This window comes from Nocardioides sp. P4_G10 (genome assembly GCF_056401175.1).
In genome coordinates this window covers 44949-70659 of the sequence record NZ_JBFUJV010000008.1, presented here as the reverse complement: position 1 = coordinate 70659, position 25711 = coordinate 44949, and the positions used below count along the sequence as shown (strand labels likewise).

Below are 25711 nucleotides of genomic sequence, written 5' to 3'. Positions count from 1 at the left end.
CCCGTGAGGCGTCCCTAGTCGTCCACTCGGAAGGGATCCGGCAGCGGCACGTCGAGGCTGCGCCTGAGCGAGTCGAGGTAGTCCGCGCGCGGACGTCGTACGACGCCCAGCGACTCGAGGTGGGGGGTCTGCCACTGCACGTCGAGCAGCCTCCGGTCGGCGTACCGGTCGTTGAGGAGATCGACGAGCGCCAGCAGCGCGACCTTCGAGGCGTCGCGCTCGCGGTGGAACATCGACTCCCCAGCGAAGAGCCCGCCGACGCTCACGCCGTAGAGCCCGCCCGCGAGCCGGTCGTCGCGCCAGGCCTCGACGGAGTGGGCCCACCCGAGGCGGTGCAGGCGGCCGTAGGCGTGCCGGAACTCCGGCGTGATCCAGCCGTCGGCCCGGTCCGGGCTGCCGCACGCGCCGACGACCTCGTCGAAGACGGTGTCGATGCGGATCTCGAACTCGCGCGCGGAACGCCGCAGCGACCGGGACACCCGCAGCCCGTCGAGCGGCAGCACGCCCCGCTCCACGGGGGAGAACCAGCCGAGGTGCTCCTCGCCGTCGAGGGTCACCGGCATCGGGAACAGGCCCAGCCCGTAGGCGGTGACCAGCGTGCCCGGCTCCAGGTCGGCGCCCAGCGCGACGAGGTCGTCGTCGGGGTCCCACGTCGAGCACGCCGGGAAGGCCCAGGGCGTCGGAGCGGGGGCGATGGGCACCCTTCGCACGCTAGCGAACAACCCAACCGCCCGGGACCGCCGTCTCCGGTCCGACCTTCCTCGGACCCAAGGGCGGGGGATCTCGCCCGGGCGCCCGTACGATCGGTGGCATGGGCCTGAAGGAGACCGTCGAGCGACAGCTCGCCCCGCGGATCACCGAGATCGCACCCACCCTGACCGGCGGGTTCGTGCGCGAGGCGCTCAACCGTGCGATCGACGGCGTGGGCCCGCTCGCCCCGGCCGCGCAGGCGGCCGACAAGCAGCTGCACGAGCAGCGCGGCAACGTCGAGCGGGCGATCCACGAGGTGATCGAGAACAACGTCCGGATCGCCGGCGCGCAGGGCTTCGCCACCAACGTCGGCGGCATGATCACCATGGCGGTGATGATCCCCGCCAACGTCACCGGGCTCGCGATCATCCAGTGCCGGATGGTCGCCGGCATCGCCCACCTCCGCGGCCACGACCTCGCCGACCCGCGCGTCCGCAACGCCATCCTCTCCCTCCTGCTGGGCGAGGAGCAGGTGCACGAGCTGGTCGGGAAGCGCAAGCTGCCCAGCACGCCCATGGCGATCGCCACGGCCCCGGTCCACGACCCGACCATCGACCGGGTGATCTCTGCGGTCGTCGCGACCGACATCGTCGCGAGGGTCGCCGGCAAGCGGCTGGCAACCACCCTCGGTCGGAAGATCCCCGTGGTCGGCGGCGTGGTCGGCATGGGCGCCGACGGCTACGCGACCTGGCGCATCGGTCGCTACGCCGACCGCGAGATGCTGCCGCGTCGGCGGTAGTCCTGGCCTCGACCCGTCGCCCTCGGCGGGCGAACCGGGCGGCCCGGGGTCAGTCCTTGTGCCCGCGCAGTCGCCGGTAGGCGTCGAGCGAGCCCCTGCCGGCGGGGCTGTTCTCGAGGGTCGTGACCACCTTGCGCCGGGCGCGGTAGGCCGGGGTCGCACGCGCCCGGTCGAGCTCCTCGCGAGCCTCGCGCACCTCGCCGTGCAGCCGTTCCTCCACCGCCCGCAGCCGCGCAGCCTCCACGAGCAGCGCGCTGATCGCGTCGAGGGCGGGCGGCAGCAGCTCGTCCGCCGTCGCGGAGTCCGGGTCGGCGAAGGTGCCGGCGTCGGGCCCGAGCAGGTCGTCGAGCGAGCCGGCGACGTCGTACCCCCGCGCGGCGAGCACCTCGATCCAGCGCTCCGACAGCTCGCGTGCCCAGGCGTGGTCCTCGGGCGCGAGGCCGAGCCGTGCGGACGCCACGCTGCGCGACAGCGTCTGGTGGGCCAGCGTCTCGCGGACCAGGGGTCGGTAGTCGGGGGGCGCGATGATCGAGGTCACCCGCTCGTTGATGGTGCGCAGGAGCGAGGTCTCCGGGACGCCGAGGGACGGGTTCTCGCGCTCGGCGGTCAGGTCGAGGGGCAGCCCGTCGAGCCCGAAGGTCCGGGAGAACCGGCGCCACAGCTCGCCGCGGTCGGCGCCGGGCGGGGGCAGCGTCACCAGGTGCACGCGCTCGGGCGGCAGCGAGGAGCCCCACCGCTCGAGGATGTCGGGGATCTCCTGCACCGCCCAGAACCACGAGCCGATGCGGGAGTCGCGGGCCGGGTCGCGGATGGTGCGCAGGAACTTGGCGTACGTGATGTGGCTGCGGTGCTTGACGTTCTCCTGCCACTCGGCGGGGATCTGGCGCACCAGGTCGCGCACCGACAGCACGAGGTGCACCTCGGCGTCCCCGAGGGAGGCGAGTGCCCGCTCGACCTGCGTCGGCGTGGCCCGGGCGAAGATCTCGTGGCTCACGATCGAGGTGCCGTGCCAGTCCCGCACCTCGGCGGCGAGCCGGTCCCAGGCACCGACGGCCTCGGTCTCGATGCCGCCCCACGGCAGCGTCATCAGGTCGAGCGCGGCGAGGAAGTGAGCGTCGAACCGGTCGGCGGGGTAGAGGATGTCGTGCTCGCGCAGCACGGGCTGGTTGCGGAAGAGGACGTCCTGGAGGTAGGACGTGCCCGTCTTCGGGCAGCCCACGTGCAGCAGCACTCGCCTGCTCACTGCTCCACGCTCCTCTCCCGGCCCGTGCGCCAGCCCGGGTCGACGATCATCCGGATCGCCAGGTCCAGCACCTGCTGGCCGTCCACCCCCGCCTGCCCGGCCGGCCGGGACGGGCCGGGTCGGTCCGCCGCGGCGCGCGGCGCGAGGTCGGCGAGGTCGCCGACGACAGGGTAGCCAGCGCGGGTCAGTCGCCGCTCCATGCGTGCCGCGGACGTCGCGACCCACTCGTGCTCCGCTGCGGGTACGACGACGGGCGCGACGCCGCTGTCGGGCATCCGGGTCTGCAGCGTCCGCATCAGCGCGGGCCGCTCGGCGACCGGGACCCGGATGCCGACGACGGCCGAGATCCGTCTGGCCAGCTCGGCCTGGTCGGCGCCGGGCACCTGCACCGGCGGCAGCCGACGGACCCCGAGGTGCTCGGGCAGGCGGTCGAGGTCGGTGACGATCCGGACGAACGGCCGACGCCCGCCCCAGCGGCGTACGGAGTCGTCGAGGTCCACGCGGGCCGGCAGCTGGTCGCGCTCGCGCCAGAAGCGCAGCCAGTCGCCCCACGGCCTGCTGCCGTGCTCGAAGCAGCGCTGCGTCCAGGTGTGGGCGAGCAGGTCGTCGAGCGGGCCGCCGACCGCCACGACGAAGGGGCGCGGGCCGCCCTCGGGACGACCGCGGCCCAGCAGGTGCTCGCGGGCTGCGGTGGCGACGACCGGGTCGCCGACGAGTCGGAAGCGTCGCCGCCACGGCCGCGGCATCCCCCGGCGCACCGGGTCCGGTCCGAGCGCGACGAGGTCGTCGGCGAGCAGCGTGCTCGCGACCCGGAGCAGCTCGTGGGCGTCGACCGAGGAGGGGTCGACGGGCCGCGCGCCGAAACCGGTGGTCCCGGCGCCGATCAGGGGGAGGTCGGCCTTGCCACGACCGGCGGCGGGCGCGGCGAGCACCCGGTCCGCGAGTCGAGTGCGCTCGCGGTCGTCATCGCCACGGGGCCGCGCACTCGACGGCCGGGCGAGGTTGATGCGGCGCAGGAGCTCGAGCTGCTGGGCCCCGGGCAGCGCGCGACCCGCCGGCTCGTCGCCGGCACCGGGGTCGGTCCACTCCAGCCACGGCGTCGTACCCCCGGAACGGAGGTGGGCGACCCAGCCGTGCACCGATGCCGCCGGTCGGGTGGCGCTCGAGGGGGCGGTCACCGGTCCCGCAGCCGACGGGCGGTGCCGCGGAGCCGGCCGGCGACCGTGTCGGTCGAGGCCCGGCTGGCGGCCTCCTGCGTCATCTCGGACAACGCGTCGAGGGCGGCTCCGAGCTCGAGCTTGGCGCGCACCCGGTCCGGGTCCTTCCACTTCTCGTCCTCGGCGGGGCGGCGCGGGCGGAGGTCGTCCACGTCACCGACCACGTCGATGCCGCTGCTCTTGATCCAGTCGATCCAGACCTCGCCCTCCTGCTCGGCGAAGTCGAAGCGGTGGGGTGGGAGGCGGACGGGCACGGCGTCGCGGGCGACCAGCACCTCCTGGGCGAGCAGCTCGCGGATGAGGGCGTCGTACACGGGGTCGCGCCACACGCCCAGCTCGAGGCGCCGGTTGAGCTTGCGCAGCAGCGAGGTCTCCGCGATCCCCAGCGACCGGTTGTCGCGCTCGGAGTCGAGCGGCGCCCACGCCGGGTCGATCCGGAACGCCCGGCAGAAACGCAGCCACAGCTCGTCGCCGTTGGGCCCCCGGTCGTGCGGCACCGTGACCACGTGGAGCCGCTCGGGCGGGAGCTTGGCGCCCCACGCGCCCAGGACGGCGGGCAGGTCGAACGCCTGCCGGAAGAAGAACGACGTGCCGGACTCGTAGCGGTCGAGGAAGCGACGGAAGGGCCACTTGCGGCCTTGCTTGATCGACTCCTGCCACGCCGCGGGCAGCTGGCGGCCGAGGTCGCGCGCGGAGTAGACGATGTGCACCTCGTTGCCGGCGAGGTCGTTGAGCGCCTTGGCGATCTTGTCGGGCTTGGCGCCGGCGAGGATCTCGTGGCTGATCACCACGTTGTCCTGCGCGCGGTCGACGCGTCGGACCATCGCGTCCCAGGCGCCCTTGGCGTGCCCGGGTCGGCCGCCCCAGTCCTGGTCGAGCAGGTCGAGCGCGGCCCGGAAGTGGAACATGTCCGAGCGTCCCGAACGCGTTGCCGGGACGGTGACCCCGTGGCGGCCCAGCGCGGCGGTGTTGAGCCGCAGCCGGTCCTGCATGTAGGTGGTGCCGGTCTTCGGGGCGCCGATGTGCAGGTGGACGACACGGCTCATGTCGCTGATTGTGCCCGAGCCGGGGTAGTCCAGTGGAAAGTGGCTGCCGAAGAGCGTCCGGGACGACCATTCGTCACTGGACTACCCCGCCGCGCTGGCCCCGCCGAGGGCGCGTACGACGGCGCTGGGGCTGGGGCGGCCGAGCTGCGCGGCCATCCACGTGCTGGTGGCCACCATGGCGTCGAGGTCGACGCCGTGCTCGATCCCGAGGCCGGTCAGCATCCACACCAGGTCCTCGGTGGCGAGGTTGCCGGTGGCCGACTTCGCGTAGGGGCAGCCGCCGAGCCCGCCGGCGCTGGCGTCGAAGGTGGTGATGCCTGCCTGCAGCGCCGAGAAGGTGTTGGCGAGCGCCTGCCCGTAGGTGTCGTGGAAGTGCATGGCGAGCCGGTCGGTGCCGACGCCCGCGTCGGCGAACGCCGCGACGAGCGCCGTGACGTGGCCCGCGGTCGCGACGCCGATGGTGTCGCCGAGGCTGAGCTGGCTCGCGCCGAGGTCGAGCAGCCGGGTGCCGGCGGTGACGACCTGCTCGATCGGGACGGCGCCCTCCCAGGGGTCGCCGAAGCACATCGAGACGTAGGCCCGCACGTCGAGACCGGCCTCCCGGGCGCGCGCCACGGTCGGCTCGAACATCGTGAACTGCTCGTCGAAGGTGCGGTTGAGGTTCTTGCCGGCGAAGGTCTCCGTCGCGCTGCCGAAGATCGCCACGTGCCGCAGGCCCAGCTCGAGGGCCCGGTCGAGGCCGCGCTCGTTGGGCACGAGCACCGGGAGGTCGCGGCCCTCGTCACCGAGCTCGGTCATCAGCTCGGCGGCGTCGGCGAGCTGCGGCACCCAGCGGGGGTGCACGAAGCTGGTCGCTTCCACGATCGGGAGGCCGGCCGCGACGAGGCGTCGTACGAACTCGGCCTTGACCGCCACCGGGACGATCGCCTGCTCGTTCTGCAGGCCGTCGCGGGGACCGACCTCGTAGATCGTCACGCGCTCGGGAAGGCCGTCCGCGCGGACGGTCATCGGCAGGTCGTTCATGTGGACTCCTCCACCGTGAACAGCACGGCACCGAGCTTGACGAGGTCGCCGGTGGTCGCACCGACCGTGGTGACCGTGCCGGCGAAGGGCGCCTTGAGCGCGAGCTCCATCTTCATCGCCTCCATCACCCCCAGCGTCTCACCCTCGGCCACGTCCTGGCCCTCGGTGACGTTGACCGCCAGGACCGTGCCGGGCATCGGCGCGAGCAGGGTGCCGTCGCCGGCTGCCACGGCGTGGTCGCCGAACGGGTCGGGCCGTTCCCACGCCCACCGCTGGCCGCGGTGCACGACGTCGACGGCGCCGCGCTGGACGTTGAGCACCGCGTGCTCGGGACGGCCGTCGACGAGGAGGTGGACGGTGTGGTCGGCGGCGGAGACCAGGCGTACGTCGTGGGTGGCGCCGGCGTGGGTGACCTGCCCGCGGTGCCGGTCGACCACCACCAGGTCGTCGCCGAGGACCACCGTGTCCGGGGCCGGGTCGGCTCCCATCCGCCAGCCGTCGGCCCGCCACGGGCCGGGGCTGCTCGCCGGGGCGGGCATGGTGTCGAGCAGCACCTCGGTCCAGGCGGCGAACACGCGCGCCAGGGCCGGGTCGGGCGCCGGCACCTCGTTGCGGTCCAGCCAGGCGGTGTCGATCGTCGCCCCGCGGAAGTCGTCGGACGACACCAGCGCGCGCAGGAAGCCCGTGTTGGTGGTGATGCCCAGGATGGCGGTCTCGCCGAGGGCGTCGGCCAGGACGCCGATCGCCTCGTCGCGGGTCGGCGCCCAGGCGATGACCTTGCCGAGCATCGGGTCGTAGGACGTGCTGACCTCCTGCTCGGGCTCGAGGGCGTGGTCGACACGGACGCCGTCACCGGACGCCCACCTCACGACGGACGTGCGGCCGGCCTGGGGCAGGAAGCCGTTGAAGGAGTCCTCGGCGTAGACGCGGGCCTCGATCGCGTGGCCCTCGAGCGTGATGTCTCCCTGAGCGATGCCGAGCGGCTCGCCGGTCGCGACGCGGAGCTGGAGCCCGACGAGGTCGACCCGCTCGTCGCGCACCCGCACGACCTCCTCGGTGACCGGGTGCTCGACCTGGAGGCGGGTGTTCATCTCGAGGAAGAAGAACTCCCCGGTGGCGTTGTCGAGCAGGAACTCGACCGTGCCGGCGCCGGTGTAGCCGCACTGCTCGGCCAGCGCCACGGCCGACGACGTGATCGCCGCGCGCTGCTCCTCGCTGATCGTCGGGGCGGGCGCCTCCTCCAGCACCTTCTGGTGACGGCGCTGGGTGGAGCAGTCGCGCTCGAAGAAGTGGAGCACCGTGCCGTGGGTGTCGCCCATGACCTGCACCTCGATGTGGCGGCCGGACTCGACGTACTTCTCGACCAGGATCGTGTCGTCGCCGAACGAGGACCGCGCCTCGCGCTGCGCCGCGGCGAAGGCCTCGTCGTAGTCGCCCGCGCTCCGCACGACGCGCATCCCCTTGCCGCCGCCACCGGCGGCAGCCTTCACCAGCACGGGGTAGGAGAAGGTGGCCGGGTCGACGGCTTCGGATCCGGTGAGGGAGTACGACGGCACGACCGGCACCCCGGCCGCCACCGCGACCTCCCGGGCGGCGTCCTTGCGCCCCATCGCGTCCATCACGTCGCCCGACGGCCCGACCAGCGTGATGCCCGCCTCGGCGAGCGCGCGCGCGAACGGCGCCCGCTCGGACAGGAAGCCGTAACCGGGGTGCACGTAGCCCGCGCCCGACTCGCGCGCGGCCGCGACGACGGCGTCGACGTCGAGGTAGGACTCCACCCGCACCACCCGGTCCGCCCCACGGGTGTGCGGGGCACCGGCGTCGAGGTCGGTGTGGATCGCGACGGTCCGCCACCCCAGGCGCTGCGCCGTGCGCATGACCCGCAGGGCGATCTCGCCGCGGTTGGCTATCAGTAGCGTTCTCATGAGTTCTTTCCCATCAAGGGGTTTCGACGCGCCCGCTGCGACCTCGTGCCTCGGCCGCAGGGCTTGCTCAACCTGGTCGCGCCCACGCGACGCGCTCGTTCCTCGCTCGTCACTGCGCGCCTCACATCCTGAAAATGCCGTAGGACGGCTCGGGGATGGGGGTGTACGACGTCGCGGCCAGCGCCATGCCCAGCACCCGCCGGGTGTCGGCGGGGTCGATGACGCCGTCGTCCCACAGCCGGGCGCTGGCGTAGTAGGGCGAGCCCTGGGTCTCGTACTGCTCGCGGATCGGGGCCTTGAACGCCTCGACCGCGGCGTCGTCCTCGAGGTCGGTGCGGACGGTGGCGAGCACCGAGGCGGCCTGCTCGCCACCCATCACGGAGATGCGCGCGTTGGGCCACATCCACAGGAAGCGCGGGTCGTAGGCACGCCCGCACATGCCGTAGTTGCCGGCACCGAAGGAGCCGCCGATGACGACGGTGAACTTCGGCACGACACTGCACGCGACCGCGGTGACGAGCTTGGCGCCGTCGCGGGCAATGCCCTTGTTCTCGTACTCGCGACCGACCATGAAGCCGGTGATGTTCTGCAGGAACACCAGCGGGATCCCGCGCTGGTTGCACAGCTCGATGAAGTGGGCGCCCTTGAGCGCCGACTCGCTGAACAGGATGCCGTTGTTGGCGACGATCCCGACCTCGTAGCCGTCGATCCGCGCGAACCCGCACACCAACGTGTCGCCGTAGAGCTTCTTGAACTCGTGGAACCGGCTGCCGTCGACGAGGCGGCGGATCACCTCGCGCACGTCGTACGGCGTGCGGGTGTCGGTGGGCACCACGTCATAGAGCGACTCCGCCGGCTCGTGCGGCTCCTCGACCTCCGCGCGCGGCGCCCGGGCCGGGGTCGCGGCTGGCAGGGTGTCGACGATCGAGCGGACGATCGCCAGTGCATGCGCGTCGTCCTCGGCGAGGTGGTCGACCACCCCCGAGGTGCGGGCGTGCACGTCACCGCCGCCGAGGTCCTCGGCCGTGACGACCTCACCGGTCGCGGCCTTCACCAGCGGCGGGCCGCCGAGGAAGATCGTGCCCTGGTCGCGCACGATGACCGTTTCGTCGGACATCGCCGGCACGTAGGCGCCGCCGGCCGTGCACGAGCCCATCACGCTCGCGATCTGCGGGATCCCGGCCGCGGACAGGTTGGCCTGGTTGAAGAAGATCCGGCCGAAGTGCTCGCGGTCGGGGAACACCTCGTCCTGCAGCGGCAGGAACGCGCCGCCGGAGTCCACGAGGTAGAGGCACGGCAGGTGGTTCTCCGCAGCGATGGTCTGCGCGCGCAGGTGCTTCTTGACCGTCATCGGGTAGTAGGTGCCGCCCTTGACCGTCGCGTCGTTGGCCACGATCACGCACTCACGACCCGACACGCGCCCGATGCCGGCCACGACGCCGGCGGACGGGACCGCGTAGTCGTCCCCGTCGGCGGACCCGCTGCCGTACATGCCGTACGCCGCCAGCGGCGCGAGCTCGAGGAACGGGCTCCCCGGGTCGAGCAGCCGGTCCACGCGATCGCGGACCAGCAGCTTGCCGCGGTCGGTGTGCTTCTTCCGCGCGCTCTCCGACCCGCCCTGGCGGACCCGGGCCAGCCGGGAACGCAGGTCGTCGACGAGCTCGCGCATGGTGGGGGTCGCCCCTGCCGTCGGGGTCTGGTGCTCGGACACCCCGTCAGGTTAGCGATCGTTAACCTGCGGTGTCCATCGACGACTACGGCGCGAACTCCCCGCGCAGGACCGTCCCGCGTCCCGGGCTGGTGTCGAGGGTGAGCCGGCCGCCGGCCGCGGCGACCCGCGCCTCCATCCCCAGGAGTCCCCCGGCGTCCACCGCGTCGCGGTCGAACCCCCGGCCGTCGTCACTGACGGTGAACGACAGGTGCGGGCGACCGCGCAGGGTCACGTGCACCTCGGTGGCCCCGGAGTGCTTGGCGGCGTTGGTCAGCGCCTCGAGGATGCAGAAGTACGCCGCCGCCTCGACCTGCGGGTCCGTCCGCTCCACGTCGGCGACGTCCAGCGTCACCGGCACCGCCGAGCGTCGTGCCGTCGACTGCAGGGCGGCGACGAGACCGCGCTCGGTGAGCAGCGGTGGGTAGATGCCGCGGGCCAGCTCGCGCAGCTCGGTGACGATCTCCCGGTTGTCGGCGGCCAGCTGGTCGAGCAGGTCGGCCGCCGACTCGTGTCGCCCGGCCTTCAGCTCCTTGCGGGCCCGCTCGATGGTCACGCTCGAGGCCAGCAGCCGCTGCTGGGCGCCGTCGTGCAGGTCGCGCTCCAGGCTGCGCCGGGCGGCGTCGGCCACCTCGACGACCCGGCGACGCGACTCGACGAGCTCGGCCGACTGGCCCTGGAGGCGGGCGTAGGCGCTGCGCACCAGGAACACCACGACCAGCACGCCGGCAGGCAGGGACGCGGCGATCACCACGGCGTTCACCCACCACTCCTCGCTGACCGCCTCCGTACGACGCCACTCGGCGAGGGCGGCCACGCCCGCGCTGCCGGCCACCGCGACGACACTGAGCACCTGGATCCACCACCGCCCCAGGTAGGCGAAGCCCACCAGCAGCGGCACCATCGTCAACAGCGCGGTCAGCGGGCTGAGGTTGGGCGTGGCCCACGTGCCCCCGACGGCGAAGAGGAGGGCGGACAGCGTGAGTCCCACGATCGCCGCCGGCGCGCCGTAGCGCCGGCACAGCGGCGGGGTGACGAGCATCAGCACGATCGACACGGCCATCACGCCGAGGTCGACCTCCACCGAGGTGTGCCGGAAGCCGAGGACGTACGCCGATGCGAGCAGCAGCGTGGCGGTGGTCAGCGCGATCAGGTTGATCCGCATCAGCCAGCGCAGCGCGGGATCCAGGGCGTCCCAGCCCGCCAGGATCCCCCTCACCGGGTGGAGCTCATCGACTCGTCCATCCGCCCCCGCCTCGTCGGCCCGTCATCGGAGGGGCGAGACGCCGCCACCGACACCAGCCTCGCTGAGGAAGACCAGCGTGGCCGCGACCCGGCGGTGCACCGGTGCGTCGGAGGGCAGGTCGAGCTTGGTCAGGATCGAGTTGATGTGCTTCTCGACGGCGCGGTCGGTGACGACGAGCTCGCCCGCGATGGCGGCGTTGGTCATCCCGCGCGCGACCATGCCCAGCACCTCGAGCTCGCGCGGGGTCAGCCGGTCGAGCACCGAGTCGTGGCGGCGGGTGCCGGTCGCGACGAGCGCGTCGACCACGATCTGGTCGATGACCGAGCCCCCGGCGGCGACCGTTCGCAGCGCGGCCACGAGCTCGTCGACGTCGGCCACCCGCTCCTTGAGCAGGTAGCCGCGGCCGTCGCTGCCCTCGCGCACCAGGTCCAGTGCGTACTCGACGTCGGAGTACTGCGTCAGCGCCACCACCCCGATCCCGGGGTGGGTGTGCCGCAGCTCACCGGCCGCCCGGATGCCCTCGTCGGTGAAGTCGGGAGGCATCCGGATGTCGGTCAGCACCACGTCCGGACGGTGCTCCTCGACCGCGGCGAGCAGCTCGGGCAGGTTGGTCGCCGTCGCCACGACCTCGATGTCGTCGTCGCCGTCGAGCAGCGCCATCACGCCCGCCCGGAGCAGGTCGCCGTCCTCGGCGAGGACGACGCGGATGCGGGACATGCGCGCACTGTAACCACGGCCCGACCGGGCGTCGGTAGGGCTGGCACCACCCGACGCGTGGCGCCGTACACCCTCGGCCCATGAATCCGTCGTCGTGACACGCCGTGACGACGGTTCCTTTGCTGGATGGTGGTGCTGGCACCACTCACTCCAAAGGGTGTAGCGCCTAGGATCTACGATCAAGTCGGGTGCACGGATCGGGGGATCAGTGGGCCGCTGCCGGGGTGCGGCCCACTGCAGCACCAGACGTACGGGGAGGCACGAAATGATTCCGCTTGCAGTCTCGGAGGCGCCCGAGCGCCTCATGCCGCTCCCCGGACCACGGGCTCCGTGGGGGTTAGCAGGCACTAACCTCGGCGTCGTGACTCCCCGCCGCCAACAGATCCTCGACATCGCGGCCGACCTCTTCGCCTCGCGGGGGTTCCACGGCGTCTCGGTCGCTGAGCTCGGCGCGGCGTGCGGCGTCTCCGGCCCCGCGCTCTACAAGCACTTCCAGTCCAAGGACGCGATGCTCGCCGAGATGCTCGTGACCATCAGCGAGACGCTCCTCGCCGAGGGACGCTCACGGGTCGCGACCGCCGACGGCCCGCGCGAGGCCCTCGAGGCGCTCGTCGAGTGGCACATCGAGTTCGCCCTCGAGCACCGGGCGCTGATCGTGGTCCAGGACCGCGACTGGAGCAGCCTGCCCGACGAGGCCCGCGAACGGGTCCGCGCCCTGCAGCGCGCCTACGTCGACGAGTGGGCCGCGCAGATCCGCCGCCACGACGCCACCCTCAGCCCGGAGGCCTCGCGCACCCGCGCCCACGTCCTGTTCGGCCTGCTCAACTCCACGCCGCACAGCGGCCGGCTGCCCGACCCGCAGATGCACGACGTGCTGCGCGACATGGCCCACGGAGCCCTCGGGCTCTCCTGAGTCGCGCCCGACCGCAGGTCGCGCCGGTCACCAGGCGTCGAACGGGCTCTCCAGCCGCAGGAGCCGGGCGGCGCGCACGGCGGCGTCCTCGGCGACGACCAGGTCGTCGACGTCGTCGGGCCCGCTGGGGGTTGAGTCTCCCGGAGACTCAGCGTCGCCCGCCGGCGGCCGGACCAGCCGGTGGAGGTCGCGCAGCACCCGCTCGCGCGCGAGCCCGCGCAGGTGGATCAGGACGAACGGATCGGCCTGGATGAGCCAGGCCAGCTGGGTGAGCACCGCCAGCGCGTGCGGGCACGGGTCGAGCCAGGCGTCGCACGAGCAGGCCGAGCCCAGCTCGCCCCCGTAGGGCAACAGCTCGACGCCCGCCTCCTCCACCGCCTCGACGAACGAGTGCGGCAGCTGGCCGGCGAGCAGCGCGCCGATCCGCCCCGACTCGGCCGCGACCAGCTCGACGAACGCCGCGGCGTCGGCCGCGTCGAGCACCGGGACGGTGACCTCGACGGTGAAGGCGTCCTGACCGTCGCTGACGGCCGCCACCGCGCCGCCCTCGCTGACCGTGATCGCGCCGACCGCCCCTGCCCGGGCGAGCCGCCGGCCGACGCGGAGGTCCTTCTCGCCGAAGGCGGCCTCCTCCACCGCCCGGAGCACCGCCTTGCTCCACCAGGTGCCGGACCCACCGCCGCGGCGGGCAGGGAGCCGTGGGTGGGTGGTCGCCGATGCCTCGGGGGTGATCATCGCCGCAGCTCGACAAGGTCGCGGAGCTCGCTGTCGGACAGCTCGGTGAGCGCCGTCTCGCCACGCGACAGCACGGAGTCGGCCAGCGAGCGCTTGCGGGCGAGCAGCTCGGCGATCTTCTCCTCGATCGTCCCCTGGGTGATGAACCGGTGGACCTGCACCGGCCGGGTCTGGCCGATCCGGTAGGCCCGGTCGGTCGCCTGGTCCTCGACGGCGGGGTTCCACCAGCGGTCGAGGTGGATCACGTGGTCGGCGCGGGTCAGGTTGAGCCCGGTGCCGCCGGCCTTGAGCGAGAGCAGGAAGACCGGGGTCTCGCCCGCCTGGAAGCGGGCGACCATCGCGTCGCGCTCGCGCACCGGGGTGCCGCCGTGCAGGAACTGGTGCGGGACCCCCGCGGCGGCGAGGTGGCGCTCGAGGAGCCGAGCCATGGCGACGTACTGGGTGAAGACGAGGACGGCACCGTCCTCGGCCATGACCGTGCCGACGAGCTCGTCGAGGAGCTCGATCTTCTCCGAGCGCCCGCGGAGCTTGGGGTTGGGCTGGCGGAGGAAGTGGGCGGGGTGGTTGCAGATCTGCTTGAGGCCGGTGAGCAGCTTGAGCACCAGGCCGCGGCGGGTCTCCTCGTCGGCCTCCTCGATGCGACGCATCGACTCGCGCACGAGCGTCTCGTAGAGGACGACCTGCTCGCGGGTCAGGCCGAGGAGGTGGTCGGTCTCGGTCTTGGGCGGCAGCTCCGGGGCGACCCCGGGATCGGACTTGCGCCGCCGCAGCAGGAACGGGCCGATGAGGTCGGCGAACTGCCGGGCCTTGGTGGGCTCGAGCCCCGACTCGATGGGGCCGGCCCAGACCTTGCGGAAGGCGTTGCGGCTGCCGAGCAGACCGGGCACGGCCCAGTCGAGGATCGACCAGAGCTCGGTGAGGTCGTTCTCCACCGGGGTGCCGGTCAGCGCCACGCGGGCGGTGCCCGGGATGGTGCGCAGCGCCCGGGCTGCGGCCGATCGCGAGTTCTTGATGTGCTGGGCCTCGTCGGCGACGACCAGGTCCCACGACACCTCGCCGAGGAGGGCCGCGTCGTTGCGCATCGTGCCGTAGGTCGTGAGCACGAAGCCGCCGGTGACGCCGTCGAGGTCGCGCGCGCTGCCGTGGTGACGGCGTACGGCGACGCCCGGCGCGAAGCGCCGGATCTCGGCCTCCCAGTTGCCGAGCAGCGACGCCGGGCAGACGACGAGGGTCGGCCCGCCACCGCGGTGCAGGTGGAGAGCGATCAGCGTGATCGTCTTGCCGAGCCCCATGTCGTCGGCCAGGCAGGCGCCGAGGCCGAGCCCCGTGAGCTCGGCCAGCCAGGACAGCCCGCGGCGCTGGTAGTCGCGGAGCTCGGCCTGCAACGCGGTCGGGACCTCGACGAGCTCGCCCGACGCGGCCTCGCGCACGCGGTCGCGCACCGCCAGGAGGCTCGCCCCGACGACCGCCTCGTAGGGAGAGTCCTCGATGTCGACGACACCGGTGAGCGTCGCTGCCAGCGCCTGGACCGGGGTGACGGTGCGGATCAGCCGCTTGCGGGCGCGCTTGATCACCGCGGAGTCGACCGCGACCCAGTTGTCGCGCAGCTTGATGATCGGGCTGGTGGTGCGGGCCAGCTCGTCCATCTCCTCGTCGCTCAGCTCCTCGCCGTGCAACGAGAGCTGCCACTCGAAGCCGAACAGCGCCTGCGGCCCGAAGAGGCCGTCCTGCAGGGGCTCCTCGCGGGTGCCGGCGGGGGAACGTCGGCCCAGCTCGACCCGCTGGGTGACCTCGCGGTCGAGGTACTTCGGCCACATGACCGGATGGCCCGCCTCGGTCAGCGCCGCGGCGCCACCGTCGAGGAGCGAGAGGATCTCGTCGGAGTCGAGGGTGATCTCGTCGGGGACCCGCAGGTCGAGCAGCCGGTCGAGGACCGGCCAGGCGTCGGCCGCGGAGCGCAGCGCTATGGCGGCGTGGGTGCGCGCCCGCTCGCCGAAGCCGTGGGCCGCCTCCGGACCGGACTCGGCCCACAGCTCGGAGGCGTCGGCGAGGTGGGCGGGGTTGTCGACGGCGTGGACCTGCAGCACCAGTCGTACGTCGCCGGCGACCAGCTCCTCCTCGTCGGCCTCGACGCGGAACGAGATGGACACCAGGTGCGGCCGGTCGTCGCGCCCGCGCGCACGGATGCGGGCGATCCGCTGCTGCAGCTGGTCGCTGAACGCGTCGGGGCTGCGCGGCTCCGACGGCGGGGGAGCGACGGGGATCGGGCCGCGGTGGCGCGAGCGGCCCGGGGTGGTGCGGGGCATGGTGTCGACCACGGCGTCGAGCAGGCCGCGGACCATGCCCTCGGCGGTCGCTTCGTCGAAGCCGTCCCAGGCCCGGGAGCGCGCCAGCTCGGCGATGCGGCGCTCGTCGGCGGCGTCGAGCCCCGCGACCTGCCAGTGCCGACCCTCGGGGTCGGGGGCGAAGCGGCCCGAGGCGACCAGCTGGAGGCCCATCAGCGCAGCCCCGGCGAGCAGCGCGACCGAGGGATGCACGTCGGTCTGGTCGCGGACCTTGCCGAGCACCGGCAACGCGCCGCGGATCGGCATCACGATGGTGCGGCGCTCGTCGGTGAACTCGACCGAGCCCTCCCGGGGCGGCTCCCCCACCAGCAACCTGGCGGGACCGGTGACCGGGACAAAGCTCATGCACGTACTCGCTTCGCTCCGTGCGCGCATGAGGCACGAGTCGCACGGCGCTGAATGATTCGCTCGCTCCGCTCGCTCATGGGCACCTTTCTGGCTCGCTCGGCAGCGGGCACAGGGACGGTAACGCCTCGCACCGACACGGAGTTCCCGGGCGACTACGGTCGTGCGTCATGGACACCCCCGCCGACACCCCCGCCGACCTCCCGGTCGACGTCCCCGCGCTGCTCGCCGCGCACCCCGTGATCGACGGCCACAACGACCTCCTGTGGGAGGCGCGCGAGCAGGCGGCGTACGACTTCGCCCGCCTCGACGTCGGTGCGGGCGGCACCGCGACCCACACCGACCTGCCGCGCATGCGCGCGGGCGGGATGGGCGCGCAGTTCTGGTCGGTCTACGTGCCGACCCGGCTGACCGGGGACGACGCGGTCAGCGCCACCCTCGAGCAGGTCGACGCCGCGCGCCTGCTCACCGAGCGGTACGCCGACCAGCTGGCGTGGGCGACGACCGCCGACGAGGTCGAGGAGGCCTGGGCCGCGGACCGGATCGCCTCGCTCGCCGGCGCGGAGGGCGGGCACTCGATCAACAGCTCCCTCGGCACGCTCCGCCAGCTGCACGCACTCGGGGTGCGCTACCTGACGCTGACCCACAACGCGAACACTCCCTGGGCCGACTCGGCCACCGACCGGCCGGTCGCGGGCGGGCTGACGGCGTTCGGCCGCGAGGTCGTGCGGGAGATGAACCGGGTCGGGATGATGGTCGACCTGTCCCACGTCTCGGCCGACACGATGCGCGACGCGCTCACGGTCGCCGAGGCGCCGGTGATCTTCAGCCACAGCTCGGCACGGGCGGTGACCGACAGCCCGCGCAACGCCCCCGACGACGTGTTGGAGGCGATGGCCCGCGGCGGGGGCGTGTGCATGGTCACCTTCGTGCCCAAGTTCGTGAACGCCGCCTGCGCCGACGCCCACCGCGAGCTCGTGGCGGCAGCGGCGCAGGAGGGCATCGCCGAGGCGGACGGCGTACGGTTCGGGGCCTTCGAGCGGACCTGGTCGCTCGACCATCCCCAGCCGCGGGCCACCCTCGCCGACGTGGTGGCGCACTGCGAGCACGTGCGCGAGGTCGCCGGGATCGACCACATCGGCCTCGGCGGCGACTACGACGGGGTCGAGACCCTCCCTGACGGACTCGAGGACGTCTCGACCTATCCCGCCCTGCTGGGGGCGCTGGCCGGGCGCGGGTGGTCGGCCGACGACCTCGCCCGGCTCACCTGCCGCAACACCCTGCGCGTGCTGCGCGACGTCGAGGCGGTGGCCGCGGACCTGCAGTCCGTGCGCGGCCCCAGCCTGGCCCGGATCGAGGACCTGGACGGCGTACCCGCTGTCCCGAGGCCCCTCCACCCGTGAGGGTGACGCAGGCCACCGCGAAAACGATTGCTCCGTTGTCGGACGCAACCAATACCGTTGGCGGGTGACCGACACCCAGACCCAGCCCGGCGCCACCCAGCCGGAGCACTCCGACAAGCTCGACAAGGGCGTCCTGATGGTGGCCGGCGTGGTCGTCCTGGGGGCGATCATGTCGATCCTCGACATCACCGTCGTCTCCGTCGCGCTCAACACCTTCCAGGAAGAGTTCAACGCCACGGCCGCCGAGGTCGCCTGGACGATGACCGCCTACACGCTGGCTCTCGCCAGCGTGATCCCGCTGACCGGCTGGGCCGCTGACCGCTTCGGCACGAAGCGCCTCTACCTCCTCGCGGTCGCGCTCTTCACCGCCGGCTCCGTGCTCTGCGCGGCGGCGACCTCGCTCGAGATGCTGGTCCTCTTCCGGGTCCTGCAGGGTCTCGGCGGCGGCATGCTGATGCCGCTCGGCATGACGATCCTGACCCGGGCCGCTGGTCCGGAGCGGGTCGGTCGTGTGATGGCCGTGCTCGGCATCCCGATGCTCCTCGGCCCGATCTTCGGCCCCATCCTCGGTGGCGCGCTGATCGAGAGCGCCTCGTGGCACTGGATCTTCCTGATCAACCTGCCGATCGGCATCGCCGCGATCGTCTACGCCTGGATCGTGCTGCCCAAGGACAACGTCGAGCCGTCGGAGACCTTCGACTGGCTGGGCATGCTGCTGCTCTCCCCGGGTCTTGCCGCGTTCCTCTTCGGCGTCAGCTCCATCCCCGAGGAGGGCACCGCGATGGCCCCCAAGGTGCTGGTCCCGATGATCCTGGGTGCCGTCCTGATCGCCGCGTTCGTGCCGTGGGCGCTGGCCAAGCGCAACATCCACCCGCTGGTGGAGCTGCGGCTGTTCCAGAACCGCAACCTGACGGTCGCGATCATCGCGATGACGCTCTTCGCGATCGCGTTCTTCGGCGCCTCGCTGCTGTTCCCGCTCTACTTCATCCAGGTGCGCGGCGAGGGCACGCTCGCCACCGGCTGGCTGCTCGCCCCCCAGGGCGTCGGCGCGATGATCACCATGCCGATCGCCGGCATCCTGGCCGACAAGATCGGCCCCGGCAAGATCGTCCTCGTCGGCATCACCGTGATCACCGTCGGCATGGCGATGTTCACCCAGATCGGCGCCGACACGTCCTACGTCTACATCCTCGGCGCGCTCTTCATCATGGGTCTCGGCATGGGCGGCACGATGATGCCGATCATGACCGCCGCGCTCGCGACGCTGACCGCGCACAACGTGGCCCGCGGCTCGACGCTGCTCAACATCACCCAGCAGGTGGCGGCCTCCATCGGCACCGCGCTCTTCTCGGTGATCCTGACCAACGAGATCACGGGCAGCAAGTCCGCCCAGGCCTACCTGGCGGCTCAGTCGGCCGATGGCGATCCCTCGGCCCTCACCGCGCTGGCGGCGAGGTTCGGACTGCCGCTCGACCAGTTCCAGGCCGTGCTCGCCTCGGGCCAGGTAGCTCTCGCCGACGCGTTCGGCACGGTCTTCATCGTCGCCACGATCCTGGTTGCCTGCTGCCTCATCCCGGCCGCCTTCCTGCCCCGCAAGAAGGTCGCCCCGGTCGACCCGACCGCGATGATGGTTCACTGACCCGACGTCGTACGTCGTACGCGGCCCGTCCTCCTGCTCGGAGGGCGGGCCGCTGTCGTGCCTGCCGGGTCAGAATGGTGCGGAGAAGCTCGCGGAGGCTGTCGATTTCCCGGGGTCGTCGGCGACGAGGTGGTGACGAGCCCCGAGAAGCGGGGCCGAGACAGAGAGGCACGACCATGAAGTACGTCCTGATGTACACCTCCCGCCCCGACCTGGCCGGGGAGACCGACACCGAGGCCGCGCAGGCGATCTACAAGCGGGTCTACGAGTGGTTCGGCGAGAACGCCGGCGTGATGGCCGACTCCGGCGCCGAGCTGCTCGGCGTCGAGACCGCCACCACCGTCAAGCACGGCGCTGACGGCGCGGTCGTCGTCGACGGCCCGTTCAACGAGGCCAAGGAGGTCATCGGCGGGTTCAGCGTCATCGACGTGGCCGACATGGACGCCGCGATCGCGGTGGTGAAGAGCTGGCCGATGCTCGACCTGCCGGGCGTGGCGGTGGAGATCCGGCCGATGGTCGAGGACTACTCCCACATGGAGGGATGACGAGCCGGCGGCCGACCACCACGGACGACCTCCTTGCGCGGACCCTGCGCGAGGAGGCCGGCCCGCTGGTGGCCCGGCTCTCACGCCGGTTCGGCGACTTCGACCTGGCCGAGGAGTCGGTGCAGGGAGCGGTCGTCGAGGCACTGACGTCGTGGCGTCGCGACGGTCCCCCGCAGCGACCCGGCGCCTGGCTCCAGGTCGCCGCGACCCGCAACGCGATGGACGGCATGCGGTACCGCGACCGCCAGCGGGCGCTCGCCGCGCGGGCCGACGTACCGACCACCGACGAGGCCGGCGAGGGGACCGACGACCGGCTCGCGCTGCTCTTCGCCTGCTGTCACCCCGCGCTCTCACCCGACGCCCGGCTGGCGCTCACCCTGCGTGCGGTCGTGGGCCTCACCACCCCGCAGATCGCGCGCGCGTTCGTCGTCCACGAGTCGACGCTCGCCCAGCGCATCGTCCGCGCGAAGCGGAAGATCGTCTCCGTCGGCATCGCCCTGACCGTCCCCACGCAGGCGGACCTCACGTCGCGGCTCGACGACGTGCTGGCGGTGGTCTACGTCATGTTCAACGAGGGCTTCGTCTCGTCGACCGGGCCAACACAGGACCGGGACCTCGCGGCCGACGCGGTCTGGCTCGCGGACGTCATCGCCGCGTCGCTACCGGACGAGGCCGAGGCGTGGGGCCTCGCCGGCCTGCTCACCATCCAGCACGCCCGCAGCCGGGCGCGGTTCGCCGAGGGTGACCTGGTGCTGCTCCGCGACCAGGACCGGAGCCTGTGGGACCACGACGCGATCGCCGTGGGTGAGCGGCTGATCGAGCGCGCCGCCTCGCTCCGGCGGCCCGGGCGCTACCAGCTGCAAGCCGCGATCGCCGCGGTGCACGCGACCGGCGCGAGCTGGGCCGCTACCGACTGGCTCCAGATCTCCCTGCTCTACGACGAGCTCGCTCGCCACGACCCGTCGCCCGTCGTACGCCTCAACCAGGTCGTCGCGCACGCGCAGGTCGTCGGCCCCGTCGACGCCCTCTCCCGCCTCGAGGGGCTCGCCGAACCGCTCGGGGAGTACCACCTCTTCCACGCCACTCGCGCCGAGCTCCTCACCGCCGTCGGTCGCGATGACGAGGCAGCGGTGGCGAACCGGCGCGCGCTCGAGCTCACGACGAACGACGCCGAACGGCGGCTGCTGGCCACGCGACTCCACCGACGCCCCCTCGACGACGGATCCTGACGACCGCGCGACATCTGAGGAGGTGGCGGACCGACCTCGCGCCGATCCACGTCCGTCACGTCCTCAGATATCTCGTCCAGGCGGAGTCAGGCTGGAAGCTGCTGGCAGGTCAGCCCTGGGCGGCGAGGGCGAGGGGCAGCACCGCGGACGCGCCGGCCGCGCGGATCGCGGTCGCGGCCACGGTGAGCGTCCAGCCGGTCGCCACCTGGTCGTCGACGAGCAGGACGGTCGCCCCGGCGGGTACGTCGGCGTCGAGCCCGCCGCGACGACGTACGGCGGCGACGCGCTGCGCGGAGTTGGACTGGCCGGCACGCGGCGGGACGGAGGCGTCGCGGATCGCCCAGGTGCCGACCACCGGGACCTGCATGACGCGGGACAGGCCGTCAGCCAGGTCGCGCACCAGGGTGGGGCGGGTGGCCGACTCGACGACGACGATCACGTCGGGACGCGAGGTCCACTCCGGCGACCAGTCCTTCATCACGTCCATCACGGCCTGCGCGAGGCCCGGCGGCACGGGCCCGTCGGGGGTGTCCTCCCGGAACAGCGCGCGCAGCGCCTGGCCGTGGCCGAGGTCGGTGAGGCGGGCGACCGTCCGGCCGGGCTCGGCGCCGGCGGAGATCTTGCCCTTGAGGTCGAGGCCGAGGTTGGACAGCGCCGTCGGCCACATGCGCCGCGGCTCGAGCACGACGCCGGGGCGGGACAGCCGCTGGCCGGCCTCGGCGACAGCCGCCTCGCTGACCGACGCCGACAGGGTCAGCCCGCCGCAGTTGTCACAGCGGCCGCAGTCGGTCGCCTCGGGGTCGTCGAGCTGCTCGCGGAGGTAGCGCATCCGGCACTCGGTGGTGCGCAGGTAGCCGAGCATCGCCTGCTGCTCGCGCTCGCGGGCCTCGGCGACCCGGGCGTAGCGATCGGCGTCGTAGGACCAGGGGCGCCCGGTCGCGACCCAGCCGCCCTGCACCCGCTGGACGGCACCGTCGACGTCGAGGACCTTGAGCATCGACTCGAGCCGGTTGCGCCCGAGCTCGACGCGGGTCTCGAGGGTGGCCGTCGAGAGCGGACGCTCGGAATCGGCGAGGGCGGCCAGGGTCTCGCGCACCTGCTCCTCGCGGGGGAAGCCGAGCGAGGCGAAGTAGGCCCAGATGTCGCGGTCCTCGATCTGGGGCAGCAGGACCACCGTGGCCTCGTCGGTGCCGCGGCCGGCACGACCGACCTGCTGGTAGTAGGCGACGGGCGACGCCGGCGCACCGAGGTTGATGACGAAGCCGAGGCTGGCGTCGAAGCCCATGCCGAGGGCGCTCGTGGCGATCAGCGCCTTGACGCGGCCGTCGACGAGCGCCTGCTCCAGGGCATGCCGCTCGTCGGCCTCGGTCTGACCGGAGTAGGCGGCGACCTCGAGGCCACGGTCGCGGAGGTAGCCGGCGACCTCCTGGGTGGCGGCGACGGTGAGGCAGTAGACGATGCCGGAGCCGGGCTGCTCTGCAAGGTGGTCGGCCAGCCAGGCCAGCCGCTGCTCGGGGGTCTTCATCTGGACCACGCCCAGCCGGAGCGACTCGCGGTCGAGCGTGCCGCGCTGGACGAGGACACCCTCGTCGGTCGAGGAGTCCGGTTCGTCCGAGGAGGGCGCGTGCACCCCCAGCTGCTCGGCGACGTCGTCGGTCACCCGGGCGTTGGCGGTGGCGGTGGTCGCGAGGACCGGGATGCCCGACGGCAGCTCGGCGAGCAACGTGCGCAGGCGCCGGTAGTCGGGGCGGAAGTCGTGGCCCCAGTCGGAGATGCAGTGGGCCTCGTCGACGACGAGCAGGCCGCAGGTCGCTGCCAGGCGCGGGAGCACCTCGTCGCGGAAGCCGGGGTTGTTGAGCCGCTCGGGGCTGACGAGCAGCACGTCGACCTCACCGGCGTGGATCTGGTCGTGGATCGGCTGCCACTGATCGATGTTGGTGGAGTTGATCGTCACCGCCCGGATGCCGGCCCGCTCGGCCGCGGCGATCTGGTTGCGCATCAGCGCGAGGAGCGGGCTGACGATCACCGTCGGCCCGGCGCCGGCCTCACGCAGCAGCTTGGTGGCCACGAAGTAGACGGCCGACTTGCCCCACCCGGTGCGCTGCACGACCAGCGCGCGCCGGTGGTCGACGGCCAGCGCCTCGATGGCCGCCCACTGGTCCTCGCGGAGTCGCGCGTCGTCGCGCCCGACCAGCGCACGCAGGTGCCGCTCCGCGGCCTCCCGGGCGGAGAGGCGTACGTCGTCGGTCGCGCCGGTGGCAGTGCTCATACGGGGTCCCCGCGGCGTTCTTCGGGGGAGCGCAGCGCAGGAGACGAACGTCGTGGGGTGTTCATGGCCCCTGTCTACCAACCGGCACCGACGGCTGCACCGTCGCATCCACAGGCACCCGCCCTGGTGGTCCACCGGCTTGCGGTCGTCCCGACGCCACGGGCACGACCGTTTCCCGGTGGACTACCCCAGGAGGGTCGGCGGGTCAGCGGTTGCTGCGGGCGATGAAGCGGTCGATGTCCACGCCGGCCTTCCGCGCGGCCCGGCGCGCCGCGGGGGTGGTGAGGTCGGGGGCGACGAAGATCTCCTGCTCGATCGTTCGGTCGGCGTCGACGTACTGCTGCTGGAGCGCGGCCTGCTCACCTGCGCTCGCGGACGAGGCGGCGACGACGTCGGCGGTGACGGCCACGGTGGCGCCGGTCAGCAGCGGGCTCACGGTGGGCGTGTAGCCGCCCGCGTGCCCGGTGGCCTTGGGGTGGTAGCTCTCGCTGATCGGGTTGGACAGGCCGTTGATCCACTCGTCGGAGTCGCAGACGGCGTGGCCGACGAAGCGGCTGGTGGGGTTGGCGAAGGAGAAGCCGGCGCCCGACGCGGCGGTGGCCAGCCGCGAGTTGAGCAGGTCGGCGGTCTGGTTGAGGCGCGACTCCTCGGCCGGGGAGAACCAGGTGAAGGCGTTGCAGTCCTCGCCGTTGAAGATGCGCGGGTAGCCGACGACGACGACCTTGGCGTAGGGCGCGCGGCTGCGGATGCCGGAGTAGAGGGTGGCGAGACGCGAGGGCAGGGTGGCGTTGATGAAGGACTGGGCGGTGTTGATCGCGCCGTCGCAGCTGCTCATCCAGCCCGGCTGAGCGCACTCGGTCAGCACCTCGGCGAACCCGGCGTCGTTGCCGCCGACCGAGATCGACACGTAGGTCGTCGCGGAGGTCAGCGCGGACAGCTGGGTGTTGGTCACGTCGGCGACGGTCGCGCCGGAGCAGGCGCGGAAGTTGAGCGCGTAGCCGCGGGCCGCGGCGATCAGGCTCGGGTAGGCCGAGGTGGAGCGCTGGCAGCTGGTGCCGTCCGCGATGTAGGAGCGGGTGCCGGTGCCCGAGGCGTAGGAGTCGCCGAGGGCGACGTAGGCCGGGGCGGCGGCCTGTGCCGGCTGCAGCAGCAACGGGGTGAGCAGTCCGGCGAGGGCGGTGCCGAGCACGGCGAGGCGGGTCGTTCGATTCATCTGATCGGTCCTGTCCGAGAAGAGCCACCCGAGTGTGGCCTCGATCACACTAGGGACAGGTCGGACCGCTCCACCAGACCGATCGGTCAGTTTCCTTCCGGCGGTCAGTCGCCGACGCGCCGCAGCCGGGCGCCGGCCGGCGGCAGCGAGGCGGCGTCGCGGAACGACTCCCCCACCAGCACCGGCACGACCTCGCTGACGTCGCGCTGCGCCGCGATCTCCACGTCGGCCACGAAGCCGGCCTCGGTGAGCTCGCGGCCGCCGGCACAGTGGAGCAGGTCGTGGGGCAGCACCGCCGCGTGCCAGGCGGCGATCGCCATCCGCGCCTCGGGGCTCGCTCCGGCCTCGGCCTCGGCGTCGAGTGCGGCAAGGACCGCTCCGGCGCCCCAGAGGTCCTCGACGGCCGGCCGGAGCGTGTCGTCGTGCCACCGCTCCCCCGCGGGTACGACGACCACGCTGGCGCCGTCCGCGACCCGCGGCCCCAGCCACCGGGCGACCGCGCCGGCGTTGCGCAGGCACGCGCCGACGACCTGGGCGCCGGACTCGGCGAGCGCGAAGGCGATGGTCGACCCGTTGGGCGAGGGCAGGACGAGGCGCTCGACACCGTCGACCTCCGCGAGGCTGGCAGGCGAGAGGGAGACGTGGCGGGCGTCGCCGCGCGAGAGGGCCTCGAACCGGCCGACGGCGAGCGTCGCGCCGTGGCGCACGGCGTGCTCGGCGGCGCGGGAGTCCTTCCAGCGGAACGGGAAGACCTCGATGCCGCGCTCGAGCGCGACGCTGAGCGTCGTCGTGAACGACAGGACGTCGACCACGACGGCGAAGTCCGCCGGCACCGCCTCGGCGCCGGTCGGCCCCCACTCCATGCGGAGCCGGTAGGTCGACTGGTCGTGCCCGGGCAGCGTCACGCGAGCCATTCAACAGCCCCGGTGGGGCGCTCGCCCAACACGGCGGCCGGTCAGTCCGGGATGTTGGGCACCACGAGCACCGGGACGGGTGAGTGGCGCACGACCTGGGTGGCCGTCGAGCCGAAGCGGAGACCCTTGAACCCGCCGGCGCCCCGGGCGCCGACCACGAGCATCTCAGCCTTCGACGCCGCTGCGACGAGGCACTCCGTGGCCTGCCCGCGCAGCGCGTACAGCTGGATCTCGACGTCGTCACCCAGCCCGGCCGCCGCGCAGTCGTCCTTGAGGTCGGCGATGACCGCCTGCTCGAACTCCGCGAACGGCGGGACGTAGCCGCCGACCATCGAGTCGGGCCTCGGTGCGGTCGCGAGGTTCCACACGCGGATGACGTGGAGCGTCACTCCGAGGCGCTTGGCGAGGTCACCCGCGCGACGTACGACGGCGCCCGATGCGCGCGAGCCGTCGTGCCCGACGACGATCCCACCGGTGATGTTGGCTTCTTTCCGGACCATGCTCCATCGTAGGAAGCCGGCGTGCCGGGCGACAGGGGTCGAAGGTC

21 protein-coding genes are annotated in these 25711 nt (G+C 72.9%); 6 read left to right on the top strand and 15 right to left on the bottom strand.

Annotation, left to right across the window (positions count from 1 at the left end; all coding sequences use genetic code 11):
• Nucleotides 1-14: 14 nt before the first annotated feature.
• Complete coding sequence (gene aat, locus AC1DP1_RS10905; protein ID WP_457186406.1) at nucleotides 15-701, bottom strand: leucyl/phenylalanyl-tRNA--protein transferase; 687 nt, start codon at nucleotides 699-701, stop codon at nucleotides 15-17.
• Nucleotides 702-811: 110 nt separating this feature from the next.
• On the opposite strand from aat, the gene AC1DP1_RS10900 reads away from it, so the two are divergent.
• Nucleotides 812-1489: an EcsC family protein gene (locus AC1DP1_RS10900; protein ID WP_477506876.1), complete on the top strand. Its 678-nt coding sequence runs from the start codon at nucleotides 812-814 to the stop codon at nucleotides 1487-1489.
• A 49-nt stretch (nucleotides 1490-1538) separates the two neighbouring features.
• On the opposite strand, the gene AC1DP1_RS10895 is transcribed toward AC1DP1_RS10900, so the two are convergent.
• From AC1DP1_RS10895 to AC1DP1_RS10860, 8 genes are all read right to left on the bottom strand, one after another.
• Nucleotides 1539-2732, bottom strand: coding sequence for a hypothetical protein (locus tag AC1DP1_RS10895; RefSeq protein ID WP_477506875.1), 1194 nt, complete (start codon nucleotides 2730-2732; stop codon nucleotides 1539-1541).
• Nucleotides 2729-3910: a hypothetical protein gene (locus AC1DP1_RS10890; protein ID WP_477506874.1), complete on the bottom strand. Its 1182-nt coding sequence runs from the start codon at nucleotides 3908-3910 to the stop codon at nucleotides 2729-2731. Before AC1DP1_RS10890 ends, AC1DP1_RS10895 begins: the two co-directional genes overlap by 4 nt.
• Nucleotides 3907-4995, bottom strand: a complete 1089-nt coding sequence (locus AC1DP1_RS10885) for a hypothetical protein (RefSeq protein WP_457186398.1) — start codon at nucleotides 4993-4995, stop codon at nucleotides 3907-3909. The genes AC1DP1_RS10890 and AC1DP1_RS10885 overlap by 4 nt, the downstream gene beginning before the upstream one ends.
• An 81-nt stretch (nucleotides 4996-5076) precedes the next feature.
• Nucleotides 5077-6018, bottom strand: coding sequence for a hydroxymethylglutaryl-CoA lyase (locus AC1DP1_RS10880; protein ID WP_477506873.1), 942 nt, complete (start codon nucleotides 6016-6018; stop codon nucleotides 5077-5079).
• The gene (locus tag AC1DP1_RS10875) at nucleotides 6015-7943 is read right to left on the bottom strand and encodes an acetyl/propionyl/methylcrotonyl-CoA carboxylase subunit alpha (protein ID WP_477506872.1); all 1929 of its coding nucleotides are present in this window, start codon (nucleotides 7941-7943) and stop codon (nucleotides 6015-6017) included. Before AC1DP1_RS10875 ends, AC1DP1_RS10880 begins: the two co-directional genes overlap by 4 nt.
• Before the next feature lie 121 nt (nucleotides 7944-8064).
• Entirely contained in the window at nucleotides 8065-9654 is a 1590-nt protein-coding gene (locus AC1DP1_RS10870; RefSeq protein ID WP_477506871.1) for a carboxyl transferase domain-containing protein, read from the bottom strand.
• A gap of 43 nt (nucleotides 9655-9697) precedes the next feature.
• Nucleotides 9698-10870, bottom strand: coding sequence for a sensor histidine kinase (locus tag AC1DP1_RS10865; RefSeq protein WP_477506870.1), 1173 nt, complete (start codon nucleotides 10868-10870; stop codon nucleotides 9698-9700).
• Nucleotides 10871-10918: 48 nt separating this feature from the next.
• Entirely contained in the window at nucleotides 10919-11614 is a 696-nt protein-coding gene (locus tag AC1DP1_RS10860; protein WP_477506869.1) for a response regulator transcription factor, read from the bottom strand.
• Between the two features lie 361 nt (nucleotides 11615-11975).
• Here AC1DP1_RS10860 and AC1DP1_RS10855 point away from each other — a divergent pair, with 361 nt between their 5' ends.
• Entirely contained in the window at nucleotides 11976-12527 is a 552-nt protein-coding gene (locus AC1DP1_RS10855; RefSeq protein WP_477506868.1) for an SACE_7040 family transcriptional regulator, read from the top strand.
• A gap of 27 nt (nucleotides 12528-12554) precedes the next feature.
• Here AC1DP1_RS10855 and AC1DP1_RS10850 read toward each other — a convergent pair whose 3' ends face one another.
• A complete protein-coding gene (locus tag AC1DP1_RS10850) occupies nucleotides 12555-13262 on the bottom strand; it encodes an SWIM zinc finger family protein (RefSeq protein WP_477506867.1) in 708 nt (235 codons plus the stop codon).
• A complete protein-coding gene (locus AC1DP1_RS10845; protein WP_477506866.1) occupies nucleotides 13259-15952 on the bottom strand; it encodes a DEAD/DEAH box helicase in 2694 nt (897 codons plus the stop codon). The genes AC1DP1_RS10850 and AC1DP1_RS10845 overlap by 4 nt, the downstream gene beginning before the upstream one ends.
• 170 nt (nucleotides 15953-16122) lie before the next feature.
• Here AC1DP1_RS10845 and AC1DP1_RS10840 point away from each other — a divergent pair, with 170 nt between their 5' ends.
• The 4 genes from AC1DP1_RS10840 to AC1DP1_RS10825 all read left to right on the top strand — a co-directional run bounded on the left by AC1DP1_RS10840 (nucleotide 16123) and on the right by AC1DP1_RS10825 (nucleotide 20768).
• A complete protein-coding gene (locus tag AC1DP1_RS10840; RefSeq protein WP_477506865.1) occupies nucleotides 16123-17355 on the top strand; it encodes a dipeptidase in 1233 nt (410 codons plus the stop codon).
• Nucleotides 17356-17419: 64 nt separating this feature from the next.
• Nucleotides 17420-18994 (top strand): DHA2 family efflux MFS transporter permease subunit, encoded by a 1575-nt coding sequence (locus tag AC1DP1_RS10835; RefSeq protein WP_477506864.1) that lies wholly within the window; start codon nucleotides 17420-17422, stop codon nucleotides 18992-18994.
• 176 nt (nucleotides 18995-19170) lie between these two features.
• Nucleotides 19171-19539, top strand: coding sequence for a YciI family protein (locus AC1DP1_RS10830; protein WP_457186376.1), 369 nt, complete (start codon nucleotides 19171-19173; stop codon nucleotides 19537-19539).
• Nucleotides 19536-20768: an RNA polymerase sigma factor gene (locus tag AC1DP1_RS10825; RefSeq protein ID WP_477506863.1), complete on the top strand. Its 1233-nt coding sequence runs from the start codon at nucleotides 19536-19538 to the stop codon at nucleotides 20766-20768. Before AC1DP1_RS10830 ends, AC1DP1_RS10825 begins: the two co-directional genes overlap by 4 nt.
• Before the next feature lie 109 nt (nucleotides 20769-20877).
• Here AC1DP1_RS10825 and AC1DP1_RS10820 read toward each other — a convergent pair whose 3' ends face one another.
• The 4 genes from AC1DP1_RS10820 to AC1DP1_RS10805 all read right to left on the bottom strand — a co-directional run bounded on the left by AC1DP1_RS10820 (nucleotide 20878) and on the right by AC1DP1_RS10805 (nucleotide 25664).
• Nucleotides 20878-23037, bottom strand: coding sequence for a RecQ family ATP-dependent DNA helicase (locus AC1DP1_RS10820; protein WP_477506862.1), 2160 nt, complete (start codon nucleotides 23035-23037; stop codon nucleotides 20878-20880).
• 205 nt (nucleotides 23038-23242) lie between these two features.
• Complete coding sequence (locus tag AC1DP1_RS10815) at nucleotides 23243-24250, bottom strand: SGNH/GDSL hydrolase family protein (protein WP_477506861.1); 1008 nt, start codon at nucleotides 24248-24250, stop codon at nucleotides 23243-23245.
• A gap of 104 nt (nucleotides 24251-24354) precedes the next feature.
• Entirely contained in the window at nucleotides 24355-25155 is an 801-nt protein-coding gene (locus AC1DP1_RS10810) for a 2-phosphosulfolactate phosphatase (RefSeq protein WP_457186368.1), read from the bottom strand.
• 50 nt (nucleotides 25156-25205) lie between these two features.
• Complete coding sequence (locus AC1DP1_RS10805) at nucleotides 25206-25664, bottom strand: universal stress protein (RefSeq protein WP_457186366.1); 459 nt, start codon at nucleotides 25662-25664, stop codon at nucleotides 25206-25208.
• Nucleotides 25665-25711 lie beyond the last annotated feature (47 nt).